This is a genomic window from Streptomyces sp. NBC_01390 (assembly GCF_045040105.1).
Taxonomy (GTDB): domain Bacteria; phylum Actinomycetota; class Actinomycetes; order Streptomycetales; family Streptomycetaceae; genus Streptomyces.
This window is the reverse complement of record NZ_CP109551.1, coordinates 1047596-1065948: the sequence shown is the minus strand read 5'-3', so window position 1 is coordinate 1065948 and position 18353 is coordinate 1047596. Positions and strand designations below refer to the sequence as shown.

Here is an 18353-nt window from a genome sequence, read left to right as displayed (position 1 = left end):
GCTCGGAGGCAAACGGTTTTCCGGCGAGAGGCGTGGATTCGGCCCGATTGGCGGTTGTTCGCCTCATTGCCGTGCGGTGCCGACTGGCCGTAGAACACCGGCCATGAGAAGCCGGATCTTCATGTCCATGCTTGCCGGAGCGACCCTTCTGGCGGGCACCCTCCTCGGGGCGGGCCCCGCCCAGTCCGCCACGGAGGCCGCCCGCCCGGTCGACGTCCCCGCCGAGTTCGGCACCGACTGGCACGACCCGGTCACCGCCGCGCCACCCGTCACCCGGCCGGCCGGAAAGACCTCCTGCGAAGTCACCGTCGCAGAGGCCCAGTTCAAGGACTTCACGCCCTTCGAGGGCACGTACACGCCCCCGAGCGGCTGCGGCGCGAGCTGGAGCAAGGTCGTGCTGCGGATGGACGGCAAGGTCAAGGGCCGTCAGTTCGACCGCCTTGGCTACCTGCACATCGGTGGCGTCGAAGTCCTCCGGACCTCCACTCCGGAGCCCTCGCCCGACGGCATCTCCTGGTCCGTCGAGAAGGACGTCACGCGCTACAGCGACACCCTGAGCAAGGTCCAGCCCGTCGAGATGCTCATCGGCAACGTTGTCGACGACACGTACACCGGCATCCTCGACGTCAGGGTCACGCTGACGTTCTACGCGGGGAAGCCCGTCGCGAAGGACACTCCCGACCGCGTCCTCACCCTCCAGGACGGCACCCTCACCACCCCGCGCAACAGTGAACGCATCGTCGCCGAGGTGTACGCGACGGGGTCCGGCGGCGGCTGCGAGGAGTACTGGTACCTCACGGTCCCGGACGCCGCCCCCTACTCCTGCAAGGCCACCGGCGGCCCGTATCGCGAGGTGCAGGTCAAGGTCGACGGCCAACTGGCCGGAATCGCCGCCCCGTTCCCGACCGTGTGGACAGGCGGCTGGTCCAACCCCTTTCTCTGGTACGTGATCCCGGGACCGCGCGCCTTCGACATCAAACCGATCGAATACGATCTGACCCCCTTCGCCGGGCTTCTCAACGACGGCCGCCCGCATGACGTGGAGGTCTCCGTCGTGGGCGTCCCACAAGGGCAGGCCGGCTGGAGCACCCCCGTCAACGTCCTCGTCTGGCAGGACGCCGAGCGCGCGCGGGTCACTGGCCGGCTCACCGCGTACCACGTCGGCGACCTCGTCAACTCCTCGACGTACACCCCCGGTTCGGCCGACGAGCAACACCGCCTCGACACCGACGGCGCGCACCGGCTGACCGTCGCCGGTTACGTCGACACCTCGCACGGCCGGGTCGTCACCACCGTCAGCCGCGCCCTCACCAACACCTCCGTGCACCGCTGGACCGACGGCGAGGACACCGACGGCCTCACCGCCACCTGGACGGACACCGAGAACGTCACCGTCGACGGGCGCGGGCCGGCCGGAACGACCCGCACGGCACGGACGTACACGATGGACGGCACGACCACACTCGGCGCGGGCGACCGGCTGCGGACCGTGCTGGCACTGGGCGACCGGGAGGCCGTCACCCAGACGTCGGCGGGCCGGCGTACGGCGTGGTCGTGGCTCGACGACGCGTACACGGGTGACGCGACGTATACGGCGAACGTGCCGCGCGACCAGCGTCACGCCGTCGGGACGACGAGCGAGCGCTACCGGCTGTACGGCTCGGCGGGGGGATGTCACGACCGTGCGCTGGTGACCGTCCAGGGGGTGCTCACAGAGGACCGTAACCGCTGCTGACGGTGCTCTGTGAGCGCGCTGTGGAGGCTGTCGATGATTTACACGGCCGTCATACGCAGGTTGCAGATGGCGCGAACAGCTGATCAATAGTGTGCGACGCGGAAGCACTTTTCCGCATCCCAGAAACCCCTTGGAGGAGTGCCCGTGCCGCAGTCCGTACCGTCCCTGCCGCGACGCGCCGCACACATACTGCGTACCTCACTGTTCGCGCAGGTTGCCTGCGCGCTCGTGCTCGGCATCGTCGTCGGCAAGCTCTGGCCCGACGTGGCCACGGATCTCAAGCCGCTCGGCGACGGTTTCACCCGGCTCATCAAGACGATCATCTCGCCGCTCGTGTTCTGTGTGGTCGTCGTCGGCATCGCCAAGGCCGGTGACCTGAAGGCGTTCGGCCGGATCGGGCTCAAGGCCCTCATCTGGTTCGAGGTGGCGAGCACGCTCGCCCTGATCATCGGGCTGCTCGCCGCCAACCTCGTGCAGCCCGGCTCGGGGATGAACGTCGACCCGTCCACGCTCGACACCGCGGCGGTCGACGCGAAGACGGGCGGCGGCTCGCTGCCCTCCACGACCGAGTTCATCGTCAACGCCATTCCCACCAGCTTCATCGGCGCCTTCGCCGAGAACGAACTCCTCCAGGTGCTGATCCTGGCCTGTCTGGTGGGCGCCGCGCTGCTCCATCTCGGCCACACCAAGGTGCCGAAGGTGCTGCCCGCCATCGAGCAGGCCCAGGAGATCATCTTCGCGGTCGTCGGCTTCATCATGCGCCTCGCCCCGATCGCCGTGTTCGGCGCGATGGCCGTCCTCATCGGGCAGTACGGACTCGGCGTGATCGAGACGTACGCCAAGTTGATCATCCTCTGCTACGCGGCTGCCGCGCTCTTCGTCGCGCTGCTGGCCGTTGCCCTCAAGATGGTCACCGGGCTCAGCCTCTGGAAGTTCCTCCGCTACATCCGCGAGGAGATGCTGCTCGCGCTGGGCACCGCGTCCACCGAGTCCGTGATGCCGCGCGTGATGCTGAAGCTGCGCAAGGCCGGTGCTCGCGACGACGCCGTCGGTCTGGTGCTGCCCACCGGGTACTCCTTCAACCTCGACGGCGCCTCGCTCTATCTCTCCATCGGCACCCTGTTCATCGCCCAGGCCGTGGGCGTGGACCTCAGCCTCGGCCAGCAGATCACCGTGGTCCTGGTGCTCATGCTCACCAGCAAGGGCATGGCCGGCATCCCCGGTTCGGCCTTCCTCGCCCTGTCTGCGACCGCCTCCTCGCTCGGCGCCATCCCGGCCGGGGCCGTCGCCCTGCTCCTCGGCGTCGACCGCATCATGGACTCGATGCGCGTTGTCACGAACCTGCTAGGCAACTGCGTCGCCGTCTTCGCGGTCTCCCGCTGGGAGGGCGCCCTGGACCTGGAGCGCGCGAAGAAGGTACTGGACCGGGAAAACGTGATCACCGAAGAGGGCGATGACGACGACAACGACGTGAGCGACGCGGAGGCCGAGGCGGCCGACGCCGACCACGTGAAGGAACCTGCGAGCTGACCTGCCCCGCTCATACGGGCCGTGGGTCTTCTCCGGTGGTCACCGGAGAAGACCCACGGCCCGTTTCCATGTCAGCAGCGGCGCTCGGGCGGCGCGCCGACCCCGTCCATCAGTGTGTCCAGCAGGCCCCCCAGCACTGTCCGCTGTTCGTCCGTCAGCGGTGCCAGAATCTCTTCCGCCGCAGCCCTGCGTGCTCCGCGCAACTCGCTCAGCGCCTTTCGGCCGTCGTCCGTGAGTTCGATCCGGATGACCCGACGGTTGTCGGGGTCGGGCAGCCGGCGCACCCTGCCGCTCGCCTCCAGCGCGTCCACCAGCGTCGTCACCGCCCGGGGCACGACCTCCAGGTGCTCCGCCAGATCGGCCATCCGGGGCGGATGGCCATGGTGCTGGAGGTGGTGCGAGAGGCTGCGCAACAGCCGGGACTGGGCCGGGGTGATGCCGACTCCGCGCTGTTCCAGCTGGTGTTTGTGGATGCGGTGCAGACGGCGGGTCAGACTCAGCAACTGGTCGGCGAGTGGACCGTCGGCGTCGGGGGAACTCATGCGGGAACAATATCAGGATGCAGTTCATTGTGAGTATAGGTAACAATGAGCTAAGCTCCGGCAGTCGTCATCATCCCCGGTTCTCCCGAAGGAGCCCATGAAACCCGAACAATCCACCTGGACCCCCTCCGCCGACTCGGTGGAGCAGCCGCGCCAGGTCCGCCGCATCCTGAAACTCTTCCGCCCCTACCGCGGCCGACTCGCCATCGTCGGCCTGTTGGTCGCCGCCGCGTCACTCGTGTCCGTCGCGACCCCCTTCCTGTTGAAGGAGACCCTCGACGTCGCGATCCCCGAAGGCCGCACCGGACTGCTCAGTCTGCTCGCCCTCGGCATGATCGTCAGCGCCGTCCTCGGCGGTGTCCTCGGCGTGCTGCAGACGCTGATCTCCACGACCGTGGGCCAGCGCGTCATGCACGACCTGCGCACAGCCGTCTACGGCCGCCTGCAGAACATGTCGCTCGCCTTCTTCACCCGCACCCGCACGGGCGAGGTCCAGTCCCGCATCGCCAACGACATCGGCGGAATGCAGGCCACCGTCACCTCCACCGCGACCTCCCTGGTCTCCAACTTCACCAGCGTCGTCGCCACGATCGTCGCGATGATCGCCCTCGACTGGCGACTGACCGCCGTCTCGCTGCTCCTGCTGCCGGTGTTCGTCTGGATCAGCCGCCGCGTCGGCAACGAACGCAAGCGGATCACCACCCAGCGCCAGAAGCAGATGGCGGCGATGGCCGCCACGGTCACCGAGTCGCTGTCGGTCAGTGGCATCCTGCTCGGCCGCACGATGGGCCGCTCCGACTCGCTCACCCGGGCCTTCGCCGAGGAATCCGACGGCCTGGTCGACCTCGAGGTGCGCTCCAGCATGGCCGGCCGCTGGCGGATGGCCGTCATCGGCATCGTCATGTCCGCCATGCCCGCCGTCATCTACTGGACCGCGGGCCTCGCCCTCCAGTTCGGCGGTCCGACCGTCTCGATCGGCACGCTCGTCGCCTTCGTCTCGCTCCAGCAGGGACTGTTCCGGCCGGCCGTCAGCCTGCTGAGCACCGGCGTTCAGATCCAGGCCTCCCTGGCGCTCTTCCAGCGCATCTTCGAGTACCTCGACCTGCCCATCGACATCACCGAACCGGAGAATCCGGTCCACCTCGACACGGTCAAGGGTGAGGTCCGGCTGGAGGACGTCGAGTTCCGCTACGACGACAAGAGCCGCCCGATCCTCGACGGCGTCGACATCACCGTCCCGGCGGGCGGCAGTCTGGCGATCGTCGGCCCGACCGGCGCCGGCAAGTCCACGCTGGGCCACCTCGTGCCCCGGCTGTACGACGTGACGGGCGGCCGGGTCACCATCGACGGCGTCGACGTCCGCGACCTCGACTTCGACACGCTCGCCCGCGCGGTCGGCGTCGTCTCCCAGGAGACGTACCTCTTCCACGCCACGGTTGCCGACAACCTGCGCTTCGCCAAACCGGACGCCACCGACGAGGAACTGCACGCGGCGGCGCGGGCGGCCCAGATCCACGACCACATCTCGTCCCTGCCCGACGGATACGACACGGTCGTCGGCGAGCGCGGCCACCGCTTCTCGGGCGGCGAGAAACAGCGCCTCGCCATCGCCCGTACGATCCTGCGCGACCCGCCCGTCCTCATCCTGGACGAGGCGACCAGCGCTCTGGACACCCGCACCGAACACGCCGTCCAGGAAGCCATCGACGCCCTGTCGGCCAACCGCACCACGCTCACCATCGCCCACCGGCTGTCCACCATCCGGGGCGCCGACCAGATCGTGGTCCTGGACTCCGGGCGCGCGGTCGAACGGGGTACGCACGAGGAGCTGCTGCGGCGGGACGGGCGGTATGCGGCGCTCGTACGCCGGGATGCCCAGCTGGAGCCGACCGGGTGACACAAGCGGTCGGAGAAGATGAAGATATGCCCGGTTTGTGACTCTTTGCGGGTTACCGTGCCCGCATGCAGATGAACACTCCGTCACGGAGCACGATTCGCCTGACGCGCCGTGGCCGGGCCCTCCTCATCGTGACCGGCGCCGTCGTCGCGGCCACCGCCGTGGCGGTGCCGCTGCTGAGCGTCGACAGCGAAGGGGACCCCCGGCCGACCTCCCTCCTCATCCCGGAGGGCTGGCGCTCCATGCAGGTGTACGAGGCGGTCGACAAGGCTCTCGCCCTGCCGGCCGGAAGCACGAAGAAGTCGCTCGGCAAGGCCCGGCTGAAACTCCCGAGCGACGCCGAGGGCAACCCCGAGGGCTATCTCTTCCCGGCGACCTATCCGCTGAAGGAGAAGGCCACTCCGGAGTCCCTGCTGTCGGCCATGGTCGACACCGCCAACCAGAGGTTCGGCGGTCCGCCCATCACCGCCGGCGCGCAGCGCAACGCCATGAACGTCTACCAGGCCGTCACCATCGCGAGCATCGTCCAGGCCGAGGCCGCCACCAAGCAGGACATGGGGAAGGTGGCCAGGGTCGTCTTCAACCGGCTCGAACGCGGGATGCCGCTCCAGATGGACTCCACGATCAACTACGCGCTGAACAGGTCCACGCTACTGACGACGGCGAACGACACCCGTCTGAACAGTCCGTACAACTCCTACCAGCGCATGGGCCTGCCTCCCACCCCGATCGCCAACCCGGGCGAGGAGGCGATGCGCGCCGCCATCAACCCGACTCCGGGCGACTGGCTGTACTTCGTCACCGTCAAGCCCGGTGACACCCGCTTCACGGCCGACTACGCCGAACACCAGCGCAACGTCGCCGAGTTCACCCAGAACCAGAAGAACCAGAAGAACCAGAAAGGCCAGAAGAGTCAGCAGAGCCCAGGTCAGGGGCAACAGAGCGGACTGCCCGCCAAGTGATCCGCCGGGTCACGTCAGCCGTACGGGACGTCAGACAGTGGCCGGTTCCTGGTCGAGCAGCCGCCTGATGTCCCGTACGGCTGCCCGGCCCGCCCGGTTGGCGCCGATCGTGCTCGCCGACGGGCCGTAGCCGACGAGATGGACGCGCGGATCGGCGACAGCGCGTGTCCCCTCGACACGGATGCCGCCGCCGGGCTCGCGCAGTCTGAGCGGGGCCAGATGGTCGATCGCGGCCCGGAATCCGGTCGCCCAGAGGATCACATCGGCGTCGACCCGCTCTCCGTCGGCCCACTCGACGCCGTCCGGGGCGATCCGGTCGAACATGGGCCGCCGGTCGAGGACGCCGTCGGCGAGCCCCTGCCGAATCGCGTCGTTCAGGGGCAGCCCGGTGACCGACACGACACTCTTCGGCGGCAGCCCCTGGCGTACCCGCTCCTCGACGAGGGCGACGGCCTCCCGCCCGAACTCCTCCGTGAAGGGCCCCTCGCGGAAGACCGGCGGACGCCGGGTCACCCACGTGGTCGCGGCGGCGTACGGAGCGATCTCCATCAGATGCTGGGTACCGGACGCGCCACCGCCCACGACGACCACCCGTTGCCCCGCGAACTCCGCGGGCCCGGGGTACTGCGCGGTGTGCAACTGCCGTCCCCGGAAGGTCTCCTGGCCCGGATAGCGCGGCCAGAACGGCCGGTCCCAGGTGCCGGTGGCGTTGATCAGCGCCCGCGCGGACCAGTCGCCGTCCGAGGTCTCGACGAGCAGCCGCCCGTCCCCGCCGCCCTCGCGCACCGCCCGTACCTCCACGGGCCGGCGCACCCGCAGACCGAACGCGCGCTCGTACGTGTCGAAGTACTCGCCGATGACCTGGGCGGACGGCCGCGCCGGATCGGCGTCCGTCAGCTCCATGCCGGGCAGCGCGTGCATCCCGTGCACCTTGCCGTAGGTGAGCGACGGCCAGCGGAACTGCCAGGCGCCCCCGGGCCGCGGGGCGTGATCGAGTACCACGAAGTCACGCTCCGGTACGAAACCGGTGCGCTGCAGGTGGTAGGCGCTGGACAGACCGGCCTGGCCGGCGCCTATGACGACGACATCGACTTCTCGTACGCCGTCACGAATCCCGGTGTTGTTCACGCTTCTACCAACCGGGGGAGGGGCGAGGATCTTCCCGGCCCCGGTCGGACAGATGATCGTCGCGCGGTCACGACTCCTTGCTGGGGCGCGGTGCGGTGGTGGACGGAGGCAGGTCGTCGTTGAAGCGCCGGTCCACGTACTTCGCGAAGTCGACCTTGTTCGGAATGAGCCCCAGGCCCGTGAACGTGTCCGCGATGCGCTGCTCGGAGGCGACGAGCGCGTCGTCGATCGCCACCGGGATACGGGTCGCGTTGGACCGGTTCACCGAAGCGAGCGCCACCTCGTACGGCAGCCCGGTGTCCTTCGCCCACACCTTGGCCCACGCGTCGGGGTGCGCGTACACCCAGTCCTGGGCGCGCCGCAGCCGCTCCACGAAGTCCTTGATGGCTGCCGCCTTCTTGCTGTCCCCCAGCGCGGAGGGCGCCGCCACCTGGAAGTTGAGCCCGTTGACCACGCCCTCGCCGTCGGCCAGGACGCGTCCCTGTCCGCCCTTGAGGATCTGTGAGGTGTACGGGTCCCACACCGCCCACGCGTCGACGCTGCCGCTGGTGTACGCGGCCAGCGCGTCGGCCGGCTGGAGGTACTTGACCTTGATGTCGCCCAGGGTGAGCCCGGCCTGCCTGAGGGAGGCGATCAGCTGGTAGTGCGCGGACGAACCCTGCGCCACGGCAACGGACTTGCCCTTGAGGTCGGCGGCCTTCTTGAGCTTCGAGTCCTTGGGAACGAGGATCGCCTCTCCGTGGGATCCGCCGCGCAGGGCGCCCACCACGGTGATGTGGGACCCGGCGCCGGCCGCGAAGACCGGCGGGGTGTTGCCGACGCTGCCGATGTCGACGGCCTTGGCGTTGACGGCTTCGAGGAGGGGCGGACCTGAGGTGAAGGTGGACCACTTGATCCTGTAGTTCAGGTTCTTGAGTTCCCCGGCGGCCCGCAGCACGGCCTCCGAACCGCCTTTCTGGTCACCGACGTTGAGCGTGAGGGACCCCTTGCCGTCCGTACCGCTGCCCGAGCCGATGGAGGAGTCGGCGGCCGAGCTCCCGCCGCAGGCCGAGGCGAGAAGGGCGAGGGGGAGGAGCAGAGCGGCGGGGACGAGGTGTCGTCGCATGGTCGTTCGTTCCGATCGTTTCTGTGCGGTGAAGGGTGAAGGGGCGAATCGGGGGGAGCGGGAGGGGAGTTGCGAGGACGCGGGGGCTCGGCGGATCAGGCGGCTTCGGCGGCGGTGTCGACGCCCAGGCGTACCAGGAGCTGGGCGCGCAGTTCGGCGAATCGCGGGTCGGTGATGTCGCGCGGACGGTCCAGGTCGACCGTCGTCTCGTACGCGATGACGCCCTCGTCCATCACGAGGACGCGGTCGGCGAGCAGCACCGCCTCCTCGACGTCGTGCGTCACCAACAGGACGGCGCAGCCCCTGCGTTGCCAGAGTTCGCCGACCAGCCGCTGTGCCTTGATGCGAGTGAGCGCGTCCAGCGCCCCGAACGGCTCGTCGAGCAGCAGGAGATCGGGCTCGCGAACCAACGCCCGGGCCAGCGAGGCGCGTTGGGCCTCGCCGCCGGACAGCGTCTTGGGCCAGGCGTCGGAGCGGTGGTTGAGGCCGACCTCGGTGAGCGCCTGTTCGGCGACCTCGCGTCCGGGCTTGCCGGGCAACCCGAGCAGGACGTTGCGCCACACCTTCTTCCACGGCATCAGCCGGGGTGCCTGGAAGGCGACGGCCTTGCGGCGCGGTACGAGGACGGTGCCCGAGATGTCGCGGTCGAGGCCGGCGAGGATGCGCAGCAGTGTGGACTTGCCGCAGCCGCTGCGGCCGAGCAGGGCCACGAACTCACCCGGCCGGACGTCGAGTTGGAGGTTGTCGATGACCGCGCGGCCGTCGAAGGACCGGGTCAGCCCGTCGACCCGTACGGCCGGTGAGGTCACCGTCCGGTGAACGTGGGTCGCCATTGCAGCAGCAGCCTTTCGAGGGAGCGGACGACGAAGTCGGCCAGCAGGCCGAGGAACGCGTAGACGATGAGGCAGACCACGATCACGTCGGTCCGCAGGAAGTCCCGCGCCTGCACCATGAGAAAGCCGATGCCGGCGTCCGCGTTGATCTGCTCGGCGAAGACGAGGGCCAGCCAGGCGATGCCGAGCGAGTAGCGCAGGCCGGTCATCGCCCCGGGCAGCGCGCCCGGCAGGACGACATGCCGGACGAGTCCCCACCGGGACAGTCCGAGCGACTCCCCGGCCTCGATCAACTGGGCGTCCACGCCTCGGATTCCGGCGTAGACGTTGAGGTAGAGCGGGAAGGTCACACCGAGGGTGATGATCGCGATCTTCGGGGCCTCGCCGATGCCGAACCAGATGATGAAGAGCGGGATCAGACCGACGAACGGCACGGTCCGCAGCATCTGGACAGGCGCGTCGACGAGGTCCTCGCCGACCCGGAACAGGCCCGACACGAGGGCGAGTCCGGTGCCGATGACGGTGCCGAGGAGCAGCCCGAGGGCGACCCGCTGGAGTGAGGTGCCCATCGCGTTGCCCAGCGAACCGTCGGCGATCAGATCACGCCCGACCTCGGCGATGCGCTCGGGGGAGGCGAGGATGTCGGCGGTCAACGCGCCCGTGCTACTGAGGACTTGCCAGAGCGCCAGGAGTAGGAGTGGGCCCGAGGTGCGGCGCAGCCAGCGGGGGACGCGGGTACGGCGGGTGGAGCTGGGGACGATGGGTTCGAGGTCGGGGAGGGTGCGCCCGGTGTCGCTGTCGACGCCGCTGTCGGTGTGACTGCGGTCGGGTTCGGCCGTGGCGGAACCTGATTCAGTCGATATGTCGGGCTTGGGGGAGCCGGGCGGGGCGTGGCTGATGCTCATGAGTGCTCCACGAGGAGGAGAGCGACCGGGGAGGAGATGTGCCTCGGCGCCGCCGCGTCCGGAGTGGATCAGAAAGGATCCCGGACGTGCGGGTGGGGCGGTGCCCAGGAGGGCGTGAAAGGAGGAGAAAAGGGCGTCAGCAGCCGCGGCGACACGCGGCGGAGGCCACCCGCAGCAGGTCGATGTGACCGCGCGTGGTGAGCATGGCTGAACGCAACATGCCGCTGAAAGTAGCCAGGTGACGTGACCACGGTCAATGGTGTCTCGCGGAATGGACCTCTGGTGTCAAATGGCGGGAGTCGGGACGGGAAGCGCGCGGCCTGCGGGTGATGATGGGGCGCATGTCCCATGCCTTCACCACTCGAGTCCTGAACATCGTCTCCGGCAGCGAGGAGGCGATCGTCGACCTCACCCATGACTGCGAGATGTTTCTGAGGGAAGTGGCCGATGGCCGGGACGGTCTCCTCAACGTCTTCGTCCCGCATGCCACCGCCGGAGTCGCGGTCATCGAAACGGGTGCGGGCAGCGACAGCGACCTCCTCGCCGCACTGCACACCCTGCTTCCCGCCGACGACCGCTGGCAGCACCGCCACGGCACCCCCGGCCACGGCCGCGACCACGTCCTCCCGGCCCTCGTCCCACCGCATGCCACGCTGCCGGTGCTGGGCGGGCGACTGGAGCTGGGGACGTGGCAGTCGGTGTGTCTGGTGGACACGAACAAGGACAACGCCGACCGTCGGGTTCGACTGAGCTTCCTCGGCTGACCAAGTTCACTCGAGGGGTCGTGCCACCCTCTGACAGCTCGAACAGGGTCCCCGAGGGTGCGATGAGCCGGAGGAGCGCCTCATGTGCTGGCGTCCCGCGCACACGAAGACCCCATCGACCGGTTGCCCTCCCCTGACGGCTGATCCAACTCCTGGATGGGCAAGGACACCCACATGAGCGGCGTGGGGACCACAAGGTCCTGCAAGACGCTCGGTCGCACAGGACGCTGAGCTCATGGTCTCCACCGCGCACAAGGCCAGGGGCCGAGAACGGCCCGCCGTCCGGCCTCGCGATGAGACGGACGCGTACGACGGGTCGGTGTCCGCAGCCGTCAGCGCAGCAGTGCCCGGACGGCGTCGAACGCCGCCGTCACCGTCGCCGGATCCGCCCCCGGGCGGGCCAGCGCGCTCATCGGGATCGGGGTGACCGGGGGCAGCCCCTCGCAGGGGGTCAGGCCGTCCGGTGCCGGGCCGACCGCGGCGAGCAGGGCCACGCCCTGGCCCGTGCGGGCGATGTCGAGGACGCCGGCCAGATATCCCGCGTCGCCGACGACCGTGGACTGAACCCCGTGCGCGGCAAGCGTCGCTATGGCCCGGCGGCGGATTGCGCAGGGGTCCTCGATGGCGACCAGCGGCACCGGAGCCGGCGCGGTCGGCGGCTCCCAGCCGGGCGTGGCGTGCCAGAGCAGGGGGAGGCCGCCGACCGGGGTGCCCTCGGTGGCCGCGGCCTCCGTCACGTACACCGCGACATCCACGCTGCCCCGTTCCACGGCCTCGACCAGCCGCGCCGAGCGGTCGATGCGGAACCGCACCCTGCAGCCGGGCCGCACCTCCTGGACGGCCGCGGTGAGGCGGGGCAGGAACTGGTCGGCGGCGTGCTCGGTGGAACCGATCGTGACGGTGTCGCCGTCCACGTCGAGCAGGGCGCGCACCGCCTCGTCATGGACGGCGAGAATGCGCCGGGCCTGCTCGACGAGCAGGCGTCCCTGAGGGGTGAACCGCATGCCCCGGCCCTCACGTTCGACGACCGGGCCCCCGAGCGTCTTCTCCAGTCGGCGTACATGCTGGCTCACCGCGGACTGGCTGAGCGCGAGTGAGCGGGCCGCGCGATGGAAGCCGCCGCAGTCGGCTATCGCGGTCAGGCTGCGCAGGGCCACGATGTCGAGGACAGGTTGGGGCATACGGCGACGGTAGCCCGTATCCGGCATCGATCGCGATCGCTGATCGGTTTCGATGCGGAATCGTCGTTGGACGTGGTCCGTCCCGGCCGGTCATGATGAGCGCATGGTTCCCACGACCGCTTCCGCTGCCCTTCTGACGCAGCGCCGAGTCATTGACTTCGGCGTGGCGTGCAGCGCGCGCTGTCGTTGATCTCCGCCGCGTACCGGCGTTCCCGTTCTCCACACCGGCGCTCCCGCCGGGCCTGAGCTGATCACGTCTCCCTTGTTCTGACACGTGTCGGCGTCCCCTTCTGCTCGTCACGCGTTCATTCCCCCTGCCCCGAAACGGGAGTTGCTTCCCCATGCCCTCCTCCTCTCCCTCCCTCTCTTCCTCCCCCTCGCCTGTCTCCTCCTGGGACGAACCCGAAGGCCTCGCCGCACGCGGCACGCTCATCGTGCTGGCCGGGCGGGGCGAACACGGGGGCGTGTACGAGCGGTTCGGCCGCCGTCTCGCCTTCGACGCCTACCGGGTGCGCGCCCTCGGCGACGCCTCCGCGGACCCCTCCGTGCTCGACGAGGCGGCCAAGCTCCTCGCCGACGAGTCGCTGCCCGGCCCCAAGGTGCTCGTCGGTTCGGACACGGGCGCCCGGTACGCCGCTCGGCTCGCCGCCGAGCAGCCCGCGGGCGTCGACGCGCTGATCCTGGCGGGCCTACCCACCGGCCCTTGGACGTCCGGAGGTTGGGAGAGCGAGGTCGAGGCACGCACCGCCTGCCCCACCCACCAGGGACGCCTCACCAACGACCCGCTCTTCCGGCGGGGCGCGCTCGACGAGCCGCCCGTTCTGCCGGAACTGCGACTGGATCTCGCCGGCGTTCCCGTGCTGGCCCTGCACGGCACGGACGACACGGTGAGCCCGCTCGACCGGGCGCTCAGCGCCTACGAGGGCCACTCGGGCGTACAGGTCGTGACCTTCAACGGCGGTCGGCACGACGTCCTCAACGACGCGTTGCACCGCACGGCCGCGGCCACGGTTGTGCTCTTCCTGGAACGACTGCGCCTCTCGCCCGAGCTGCCCGCGATCGCGGAGGGTCTCGTATGAGCGCCCGGGTGACGACGACCGTCAGCGAGCTGCGTGAACTGCTCGTCTCGGACCGGCCGCCGGTGGTGCTCGACGTCCGATGGGCGCTCGGTGACCCGCACGGCCGCGATCACTATGCCGATGGGCACATCCCGGGGGCGGTGTACGTCGACCTGGACACCGAACTCGCCGCGCCGGCGAGCCCGGAGGTGGGCCGCCATCCGCTGCCGGACCTGGCGGAGTTGCAGAGTGCGGCCCGCCGGTGGGGCATTCGTGACGGTCAAGCAGTCGTCGTCCACGACGACTTGGGCAACACGGCGGCGGCCCGCGCCTGGTGGCTCCTGCGGCACGCCGGAGTGACTGATGTGACGTTGCTGGACGGGGCGTTGGGGGCCTGGCGGGCGGCGGGACTGCCGCTGGAGACCGGAGTGCCGACCGCTCCCGCGCCGGGTGACGTCGTGCTGAAACCGGGCGGACTGCCGGTCACCGATGCCGACGGCGCAGCTGAACTCGCAGGTGGCGGCCTGCTGTTGGACGCCCGTGCCGCCGAGCGGTACCGGGGTGAGGTGGAGCCCGTCGACCCGCGGGCGGGACACATTCCGGGGGCGGTCTCGGCGCCGACCGGGGAGAACCTCGCGGCGGACGGGACGTTCCTGCCGCCCGAGGTGCTGCGCAAGCGGTTCGAGGAGCTCGGCGCCGACGCCGGTTCCCGGATCGGCGTGTACTGCGGGTCCGGCGTCACCGCCGCCCACCAGATCGCCGCGCTCGCCTTGGCCGGTTTCGAGGCGACGCTCTTCCCCGGCTCCTGGTCCGCCTGGTCCGCCGATCCCGCCCGCCCGGCCGCGACCGGTCCGCTGCCGTCCTGAGGCGACGCGAGAGGAATCCCCGCACATGACGACGAAACCGCTCGACGCGGCGGCCACCACGGCCCTGCCGCGCCCGCACTCCCCGACCGACAAGGCGCCGCCCACAGCCCGGGTGACCATCCGGGGCACCGCCCGCACCACCCGCCGCTTCCGGGTGCCCCGCTCCGTGCGCCGGACAGCCGGACCCGTGGGGCTGGTCCTGCTCTGGTTCCTGACCTCGGCCACCGGTGTGCTCCCCGAATCGGTCCTCGCGTCCCCCGTGGACGTCGTGAAGCAGGCCGTCGAGCTGACGCAGAACGGCGAACTCCCCAGCGCCATCGCCGCGTCGGGGCGCCGGGCTGCCATCGGCTTCCTCATCGGGGCGACCGTCGCCCTCAGCCTGTCCCTGCTGGCCGGACTGTTCCGGCTCGGCGAGGACGTCATCGACTCCTCGATGGGCATGTTCCGGGCGATCCCCTGGGTCGGACTGATCCCGCTGTTCATCGTGTGGTTCGGCATCGAGGAGACCCCGAAGGTCGCGCTGGTCGCGCTCGGTGTCACCTATCCGCTGTACTTCAACATCTACGGCGGCATCCGCTCCACCGACTCCCAACTCGTCGAAGCCGCACGGATGATGGGGCTCGGCAGGCTGGGCCTGATCCGGTACGTCATCCTGCCGAGCGCGCTGCCCGGGGCACTCGTGGGGCTCCGGTACGCCCTCTCCACCGCCTGGCTCGCCCTCGTATTCGCCGAGCAGGTCAATGCGGACGCGGGCCTCGGCTATCTGATGAGCAACGCCCAGCAGTACTTCCGCACGGACGTCATCGTGCTCTGCCTCGCCGTCTACGCGCTGCTCGGTCTCGCCTGCGACTTCGCCGTACGCGTCCTGTCGCGCCGGCTGCTGACCTGGCGGGCCAACTTCGAGGGTGAGGCATAGGACCATGACCAACAGTGTGGAAATCCGCGGGCTTTCACGGGCCTTCGACGGCAACACCGTCCTGCACGACCTCGACCTCGACCTCCGGGAGGGCGAGTTCGTGGCCCTGCTCGGGCACAGCGGCTGCGGCAAGTCGACGCTGCTGCGGATCCTCGCCGGGCTCGACGACGAGATCGGCGGCGAGGTCACCGTACCCGCCCGTCGCAGCGCGGCCTTCCAGTCGCCGCGGCTGCTGCCCTGGCTGAAGGTATGGCGCAATGTGGTCCTCGGGCTGCCCGGCCGCCCCGACCGGTCGCGCGCCGAGCAGGCGCTGCACGAGGTCGGGATCGCGGACCGTGCCACCGTCTGGCCCAAGACCCTCTCCGGCGGCCAGGCCCAGCGTGTCTCGCTGGCCCGCGCCCTGGTCCGCGAGCCCGAACTCCTGCTCCTGGACGAGCCGTTCGGCGCCCTCGACGCCCTCACCCGAGGCCGGGTGCAGCAGCTGGTCGCCGAACTGTGGAAGCGGCACGGCTGCGCGATCCTCCTCGTCACCCACGACGTGGAGGAGGCGCTGCTGCTCGCCGACCGCGTCCTGGTGATGGACGAGGGCCGGATCGCCCACGACCTGACCGTCGGCCTGCCGCGCCCCCGCGACCTCACCGCCCCCGAGTTCGTCGCCCTGCGCGCCCGTCTCCTCGGCTGGCTCGGCGTCACCCCCACCAACACCCCGGCCGACACCAAGGCCCTTGAAGGGACCCTCTCGTGATACGCAGACTCGCCGCCGCCGGACTCAGCCTCTCCGCCCTCCTGGCACTGACGGCGTGTGGCGCCGACTCCGCCGCGGACACCGCCAAGAGCCAGGACGAGGTCACCCTCACCATCGGCGACCAGGCCAAGACCCTCCAGACGATCATCGCCGCCTCCGGCGCGCTCAAGGGCGCCGCGTACAAGGTGAAGTGGGCGGAGTTCCAGGGGGCCGCCCCGCTCTACCAGGCCGTGCAGGCGGGCGCCGCCGACACCGGGTTCTCCGCCGACCTGCCGGCCCTCCAGGCGCTCAGCGGCGGGGTGAAGTTCAAGAACGTGGCGGCGCTCAAGAACGACGGCAAGCACGTCGGGATCATCGTGCGCAAGGACTCCGGCATCGACAGCGTCAAGGACCTCAAGGGCCAGAAGGTCGTGGTGTCCTCGGCGAAGGGCAGCGTCGCCGAGTACCTGCTCGCGAACGCCCTGAAGCAGAACGGCCTCACCTACTCGGACGTGAAGGTCCAGTACCTGCTGCCGACCGACGCACAGGCCGCGTTCGCCTCGGGGAAGGTCAAGATCTGGGCGACCTTCGGCGTCTACCAGGCCGTCGGTCTGGAGCAGGGCGGCAGACTCCTCGTCGACGGCGCCGACGGGCGCGTCAGCGGCTACGGCTTCATCGGCGCCTCCGACAAGGCCCTGGCGGACCAGCAGAAGAAGACCGCCCTCGGCGACTTCCTGCGCCGCCTCGGCACGGCCCTGAAGTGGACGAGCACGCACCGGGACGCGTACGCCAAGGCCATCGAACAGCGCAACGGCGCCGACGCCTCCGTGGCGAAGACGCTCGCCTCGGCCGCGTACAGCCAGGTGCTGCCGATCGACTCCGACGTGAACCGCACCGTCCAGGGCGTGGCCGACCTCATGAACGGCATCGGCGTCCTGGAGCCGAACGTCGACGTGGCCAAGTCCGCCGACACCTCCGTCCTCAAGTGACCTACGCGGAACTCAACTGACGTTCTGAGAAGCGGAACTCAACTGCCGCTCCGAGAAAGGGAGTTCATTATGCCCGTCGAGTTCATCAGCGCCGTCCACACCGACTCCGGGGCCTCGGGCCCGGCCGCGGCGAGCCGGACCGGCTTCGACCCCGACTACCTGCGCAGGTACGCCCGTGCCCTGGACGACGGCGGCTTCGACCACACTCTGGTCGCCTATCACTCCGCCTCGCCGGACGCCTTCCAGGTCGCCCAGTTCGTCGCCACCCACACCGAACGCGTCCGCCCGATCCTGGCGCACCGGCCCGGCGTCGTCTTCCCCACGCACGCGGCCCGCGCCCTTGCGACCCTCGACCAGATCAGCGACGGCCGACTGTCGCTGCACATCATCTCCGGCGGCAGCGACGAGGAGCAGCACCGGGAGGGCGACTACCTCAACAAGAGTGAGCGGTACGAGCGTTCGGACGAGTACATCCAGATCCTGCGGAAGGTGTGGACGGCCGAGGGACCCGTCTCGCACGAGGGCAAGTACTTCAGGTTCGAGGGCTACTACTCCGATGTGAAGCCGTTCAACGGGCTCATCCCCGTCTCCGTGGGCGGGTCCTCCCAGGACGCCTACCGGGTCGGCGGCCGGCAGGGCGACATCTTCGGCCTGTGGGGCGAGCCGCTGAAGGAGACCGCCGAGCAGATCGCCGCCGTCAACGCGGTCGCGGACGCCGCCGGCCGCCCCCACCCCCGTATCTGGGTGTCGTTCCGGCCGATCATCGCGCCCACCGACGAACTGGCCTGGGAGAAGGCGCACCGGACGCTGGGCGTGCTGAAGGACCAGGCGAAGAACACGGAGCTGCTGCGCCACTACCGGACCACCGGGCGTCCGGCGAACGTCGGATCGCAGCGGTTGCTCGACATCGCGGAGCGCGGCGAGGTCCAGGACCGCTGCCTGTGGACCGCCCCGGCGGTCGCCACCAATGCCGCGGGTGCCTCGACCGCCCTGGTCGGCTCTCCCGAGACGGTCGCCAAGGCGCTGCTCGACTATGTCGACATCGGCTGCGACCTGCTGTCGATCCGCGGCTACGACCCGCTCAACGACGCGATCGACTATGCCCGTTACGTCGTCCCGCTGGTCCGGCAGGAACTCGCCCACCGAGCCGCCGCCTCCCAGGCCGCCTGACCCGAGCCGCCTGGATCCCCGTCCACCACGCCCGTTTGCGAAGACCCA

Annotated in this window: 18 protein-coding genes; 11 read left to right on the top strand and 7 right to left on the bottom strand. The window is 70.0% G+C overall.

What is annotated here, in order from left to right; genetic code table 11:
• The first annotated feature begins 103 nt into the window (after nt 1-103).
• Nucleotides 104-1735 (top strand): peptide-N4-asparagine amidase, encoded by a 1632-nt coding sequence (locus tag OG241_RS04610; RefSeq protein WP_405813810.1) that lies wholly within the window; start codon nt 104-106, stop codon nt 1733-1735.
• A gap of 144 nt (nt 1736-1879) precedes the next feature.
• The gene (locus tag OG241_RS04605; protein ID WP_405813809.1) at nt 1880-3265 is read left to right on the top strand and encodes a cation:dicarboxylate symporter family transporter; all 1386 of its coding nucleotides are present in this window, start codon (nt 1880-1882) and stop codon (nt 3263-3265) included.
• Nucleotides 3266-3336: 71 nt separating this feature from the next.
• Here OG241_RS04605 and OG241_RS04600 read toward each other — a convergent pair whose 3' ends face one another.
• Nucleotides 3337-3807, bottom strand: a complete 471-nt coding sequence (locus OG241_RS04600; protein ID WP_405813808.1) for a MarR family winged helix-turn-helix transcriptional regulator — start codon at nt 3805-3807, stop codon at nt 3337-3339.
• Between the two features lie 97 nt (nt 3808-3904).
• Here OG241_RS04600 and OG241_RS04595 point away from each other — a divergent pair, with 97 nt between their 5' ends.
• Both OG241_RS04595 and mltG read left to right on the top strand, forming a co-directional pair.
• Nucleotides 3905-5704, top strand: coding sequence for an ABC transporter ATP-binding protein (locus OG241_RS04595; protein WP_405813807.1), 1800 nt, complete (start codon nt 3905-3907; stop codon nt 5702-5704).
• Between the two features lie 65 nt (nt 5705-5769).
• A complete protein-coding gene (gene mltG / locus OG241_RS04590) occupies nt 5770-6666 on the top strand; it encodes an endolytic transglycosylase MltG (RefSeq protein WP_405813805.1) in 897 nt (298 codons plus the stop codon).
• 30 nt (nt 6667-6696) lie between these two features.
• Here the strand turns inward: mltG and OG241_RS04585 are convergent, their stop codons facing one another.
• The 5 genes from OG241_RS04585 to OG241_RS04565 form a co-directional block, all read right to left on the bottom strand.
• On the bottom strand, nt 6697-7794 hold the full coding sequence (locus OG241_RS04585; RefSeq protein WP_405813803.1) for an NAD(P)-binding domain-containing protein: 1098 nt from the start codon (nt 7792-7794) through the stop codon (nt 6697-6699).
• Between the two features lie 67 nt (nt 7795-7861).
• Complete coding sequence (locus tag OG241_RS04580) at nt 7862-8899, bottom strand: ABC transporter substrate-binding protein (protein WP_405813801.1); 1038 nt, start codon at nt 8897-8899, stop codon at nt 7862-7864.
• Nucleotides 8900-8994: 95 nt separating this feature from the next.
• A complete protein-coding gene (locus OG241_RS04575; RefSeq protein ID WP_405813800.1) occupies nt 8995-9732 on the bottom strand; it encodes an ABC transporter ATP-binding protein in 738 nt (245 codons plus the stop codon).
• A complete protein-coding gene (locus tag OG241_RS04570; RefSeq protein WP_405813799.1) occupies nt 9705-10637 on the bottom strand; it encodes an ABC transporter permease in 933 nt (310 codons plus the stop codon). Before OG241_RS04570 ends, OG241_RS04575 begins: the two co-directional genes overlap by 28 nt.
• A gap of 136 nt (nt 10638-10773) precedes the next feature.
• Nucleotides 10774-10842, bottom strand: a complete 69-nt coding sequence (locus OG241_RS04565) for a putative leader peptide (protein WP_351286961.1) — start codon at nt 10840-10842, stop codon at nt 10774-10776.
• 136 nt (nt 10843-10978) lie between these two features.
• On the opposite strand from OG241_RS04565, the gene OG241_RS04560 reads away from it, so the two are divergent.
• A complete protein-coding gene (locus OG241_RS04560; RefSeq protein ID WP_405813797.1) occupies nt 10979-11401 on the top strand; it encodes a YjbQ family protein in 423 nt (140 codons plus the stop codon).
• Nucleotides 11402-11733: 332 nt separating this feature from the next.
• On the opposite strand, the gene OG241_RS04555 is transcribed toward OG241_RS04560, so the two are convergent.
• Nucleotides 11734-12582 carry a LysR family transcriptional regulator gene (locus OG241_RS04555; RefSeq protein ID WP_405813795.1) on the bottom strand — a complete coding sequence of 283 codons (849 nt, stop codon included), beginning with the start codon at nt 12580-12582 and terminating at the stop codon, nt 11734-11736.
• Nucleotides 12583-12923: 341 nt separating this feature from the next.
• Between OG241_RS04555 and OG241_RS04550 the strand changes: the two genes are divergently transcribed.
• The 6 genes from OG241_RS04550 (at nt 12924) to OG241_RS04525 (ending at nt 18305) form a co-directional block, all read left to right on the top strand.
• Nucleotides 12924-13661, top strand: a complete 738-nt coding sequence (locus OG241_RS04550) for an alpha/beta hydrolase (protein WP_405813793.1) — start codon at nt 12924-12926, stop codon at nt 13659-13661.
• Nucleotides 13658-14506, top strand: a complete 849-nt coding sequence (locus tag OG241_RS04545) for a sulfurtransferase (RefSeq protein ID WP_405813792.1) — start codon at nt 13658-13660, stop codon at nt 14504-14506. The genes OG241_RS04550 and OG241_RS04545 overlap by 4 nt, the downstream gene beginning before the upstream one ends.
• 25 nt (nt 14507-14531) lie before the next feature.
• Nucleotides 14532-15422: an ABC transporter permease gene (locus OG241_RS04540; RefSeq protein WP_405813791.1), complete on the top strand. Its 891-nt coding sequence runs from the start codon at nt 14532-14534 to the stop codon at nt 15420-15422.
• Nucleotides 15423-15426: 4 nt separating this feature from the next.
• Nucleotides 15427-16167, top strand: coding sequence for an ABC transporter ATP-binding protein (locus OG241_RS04535; RefSeq protein WP_405813789.1), 741 nt, complete (start codon nt 15427-15429; stop codon nt 16165-16167).
• Nucleotides 16164-17135, top strand: a complete 972-nt coding sequence (locus OG241_RS04530; RefSeq protein ID WP_405813788.1) for an ABC transporter substrate-binding protein — start codon at nt 16164-16166, stop codon at nt 17133-17135. The genes OG241_RS04535 and OG241_RS04530 overlap by 4 nt, the downstream gene beginning before the upstream one ends.
• Before the next feature lie 69 nt (nt 17136-17204).
• Entirely contained in the window at nt 17205-18305 is a 1101-nt protein-coding gene (locus OG241_RS04525; RefSeq protein ID WP_405813786.1) for an LLM class flavin-dependent oxidoreductase, read from the top strand.
• Nucleotides 18306-18353: the final 48 nt, after the last annotated feature.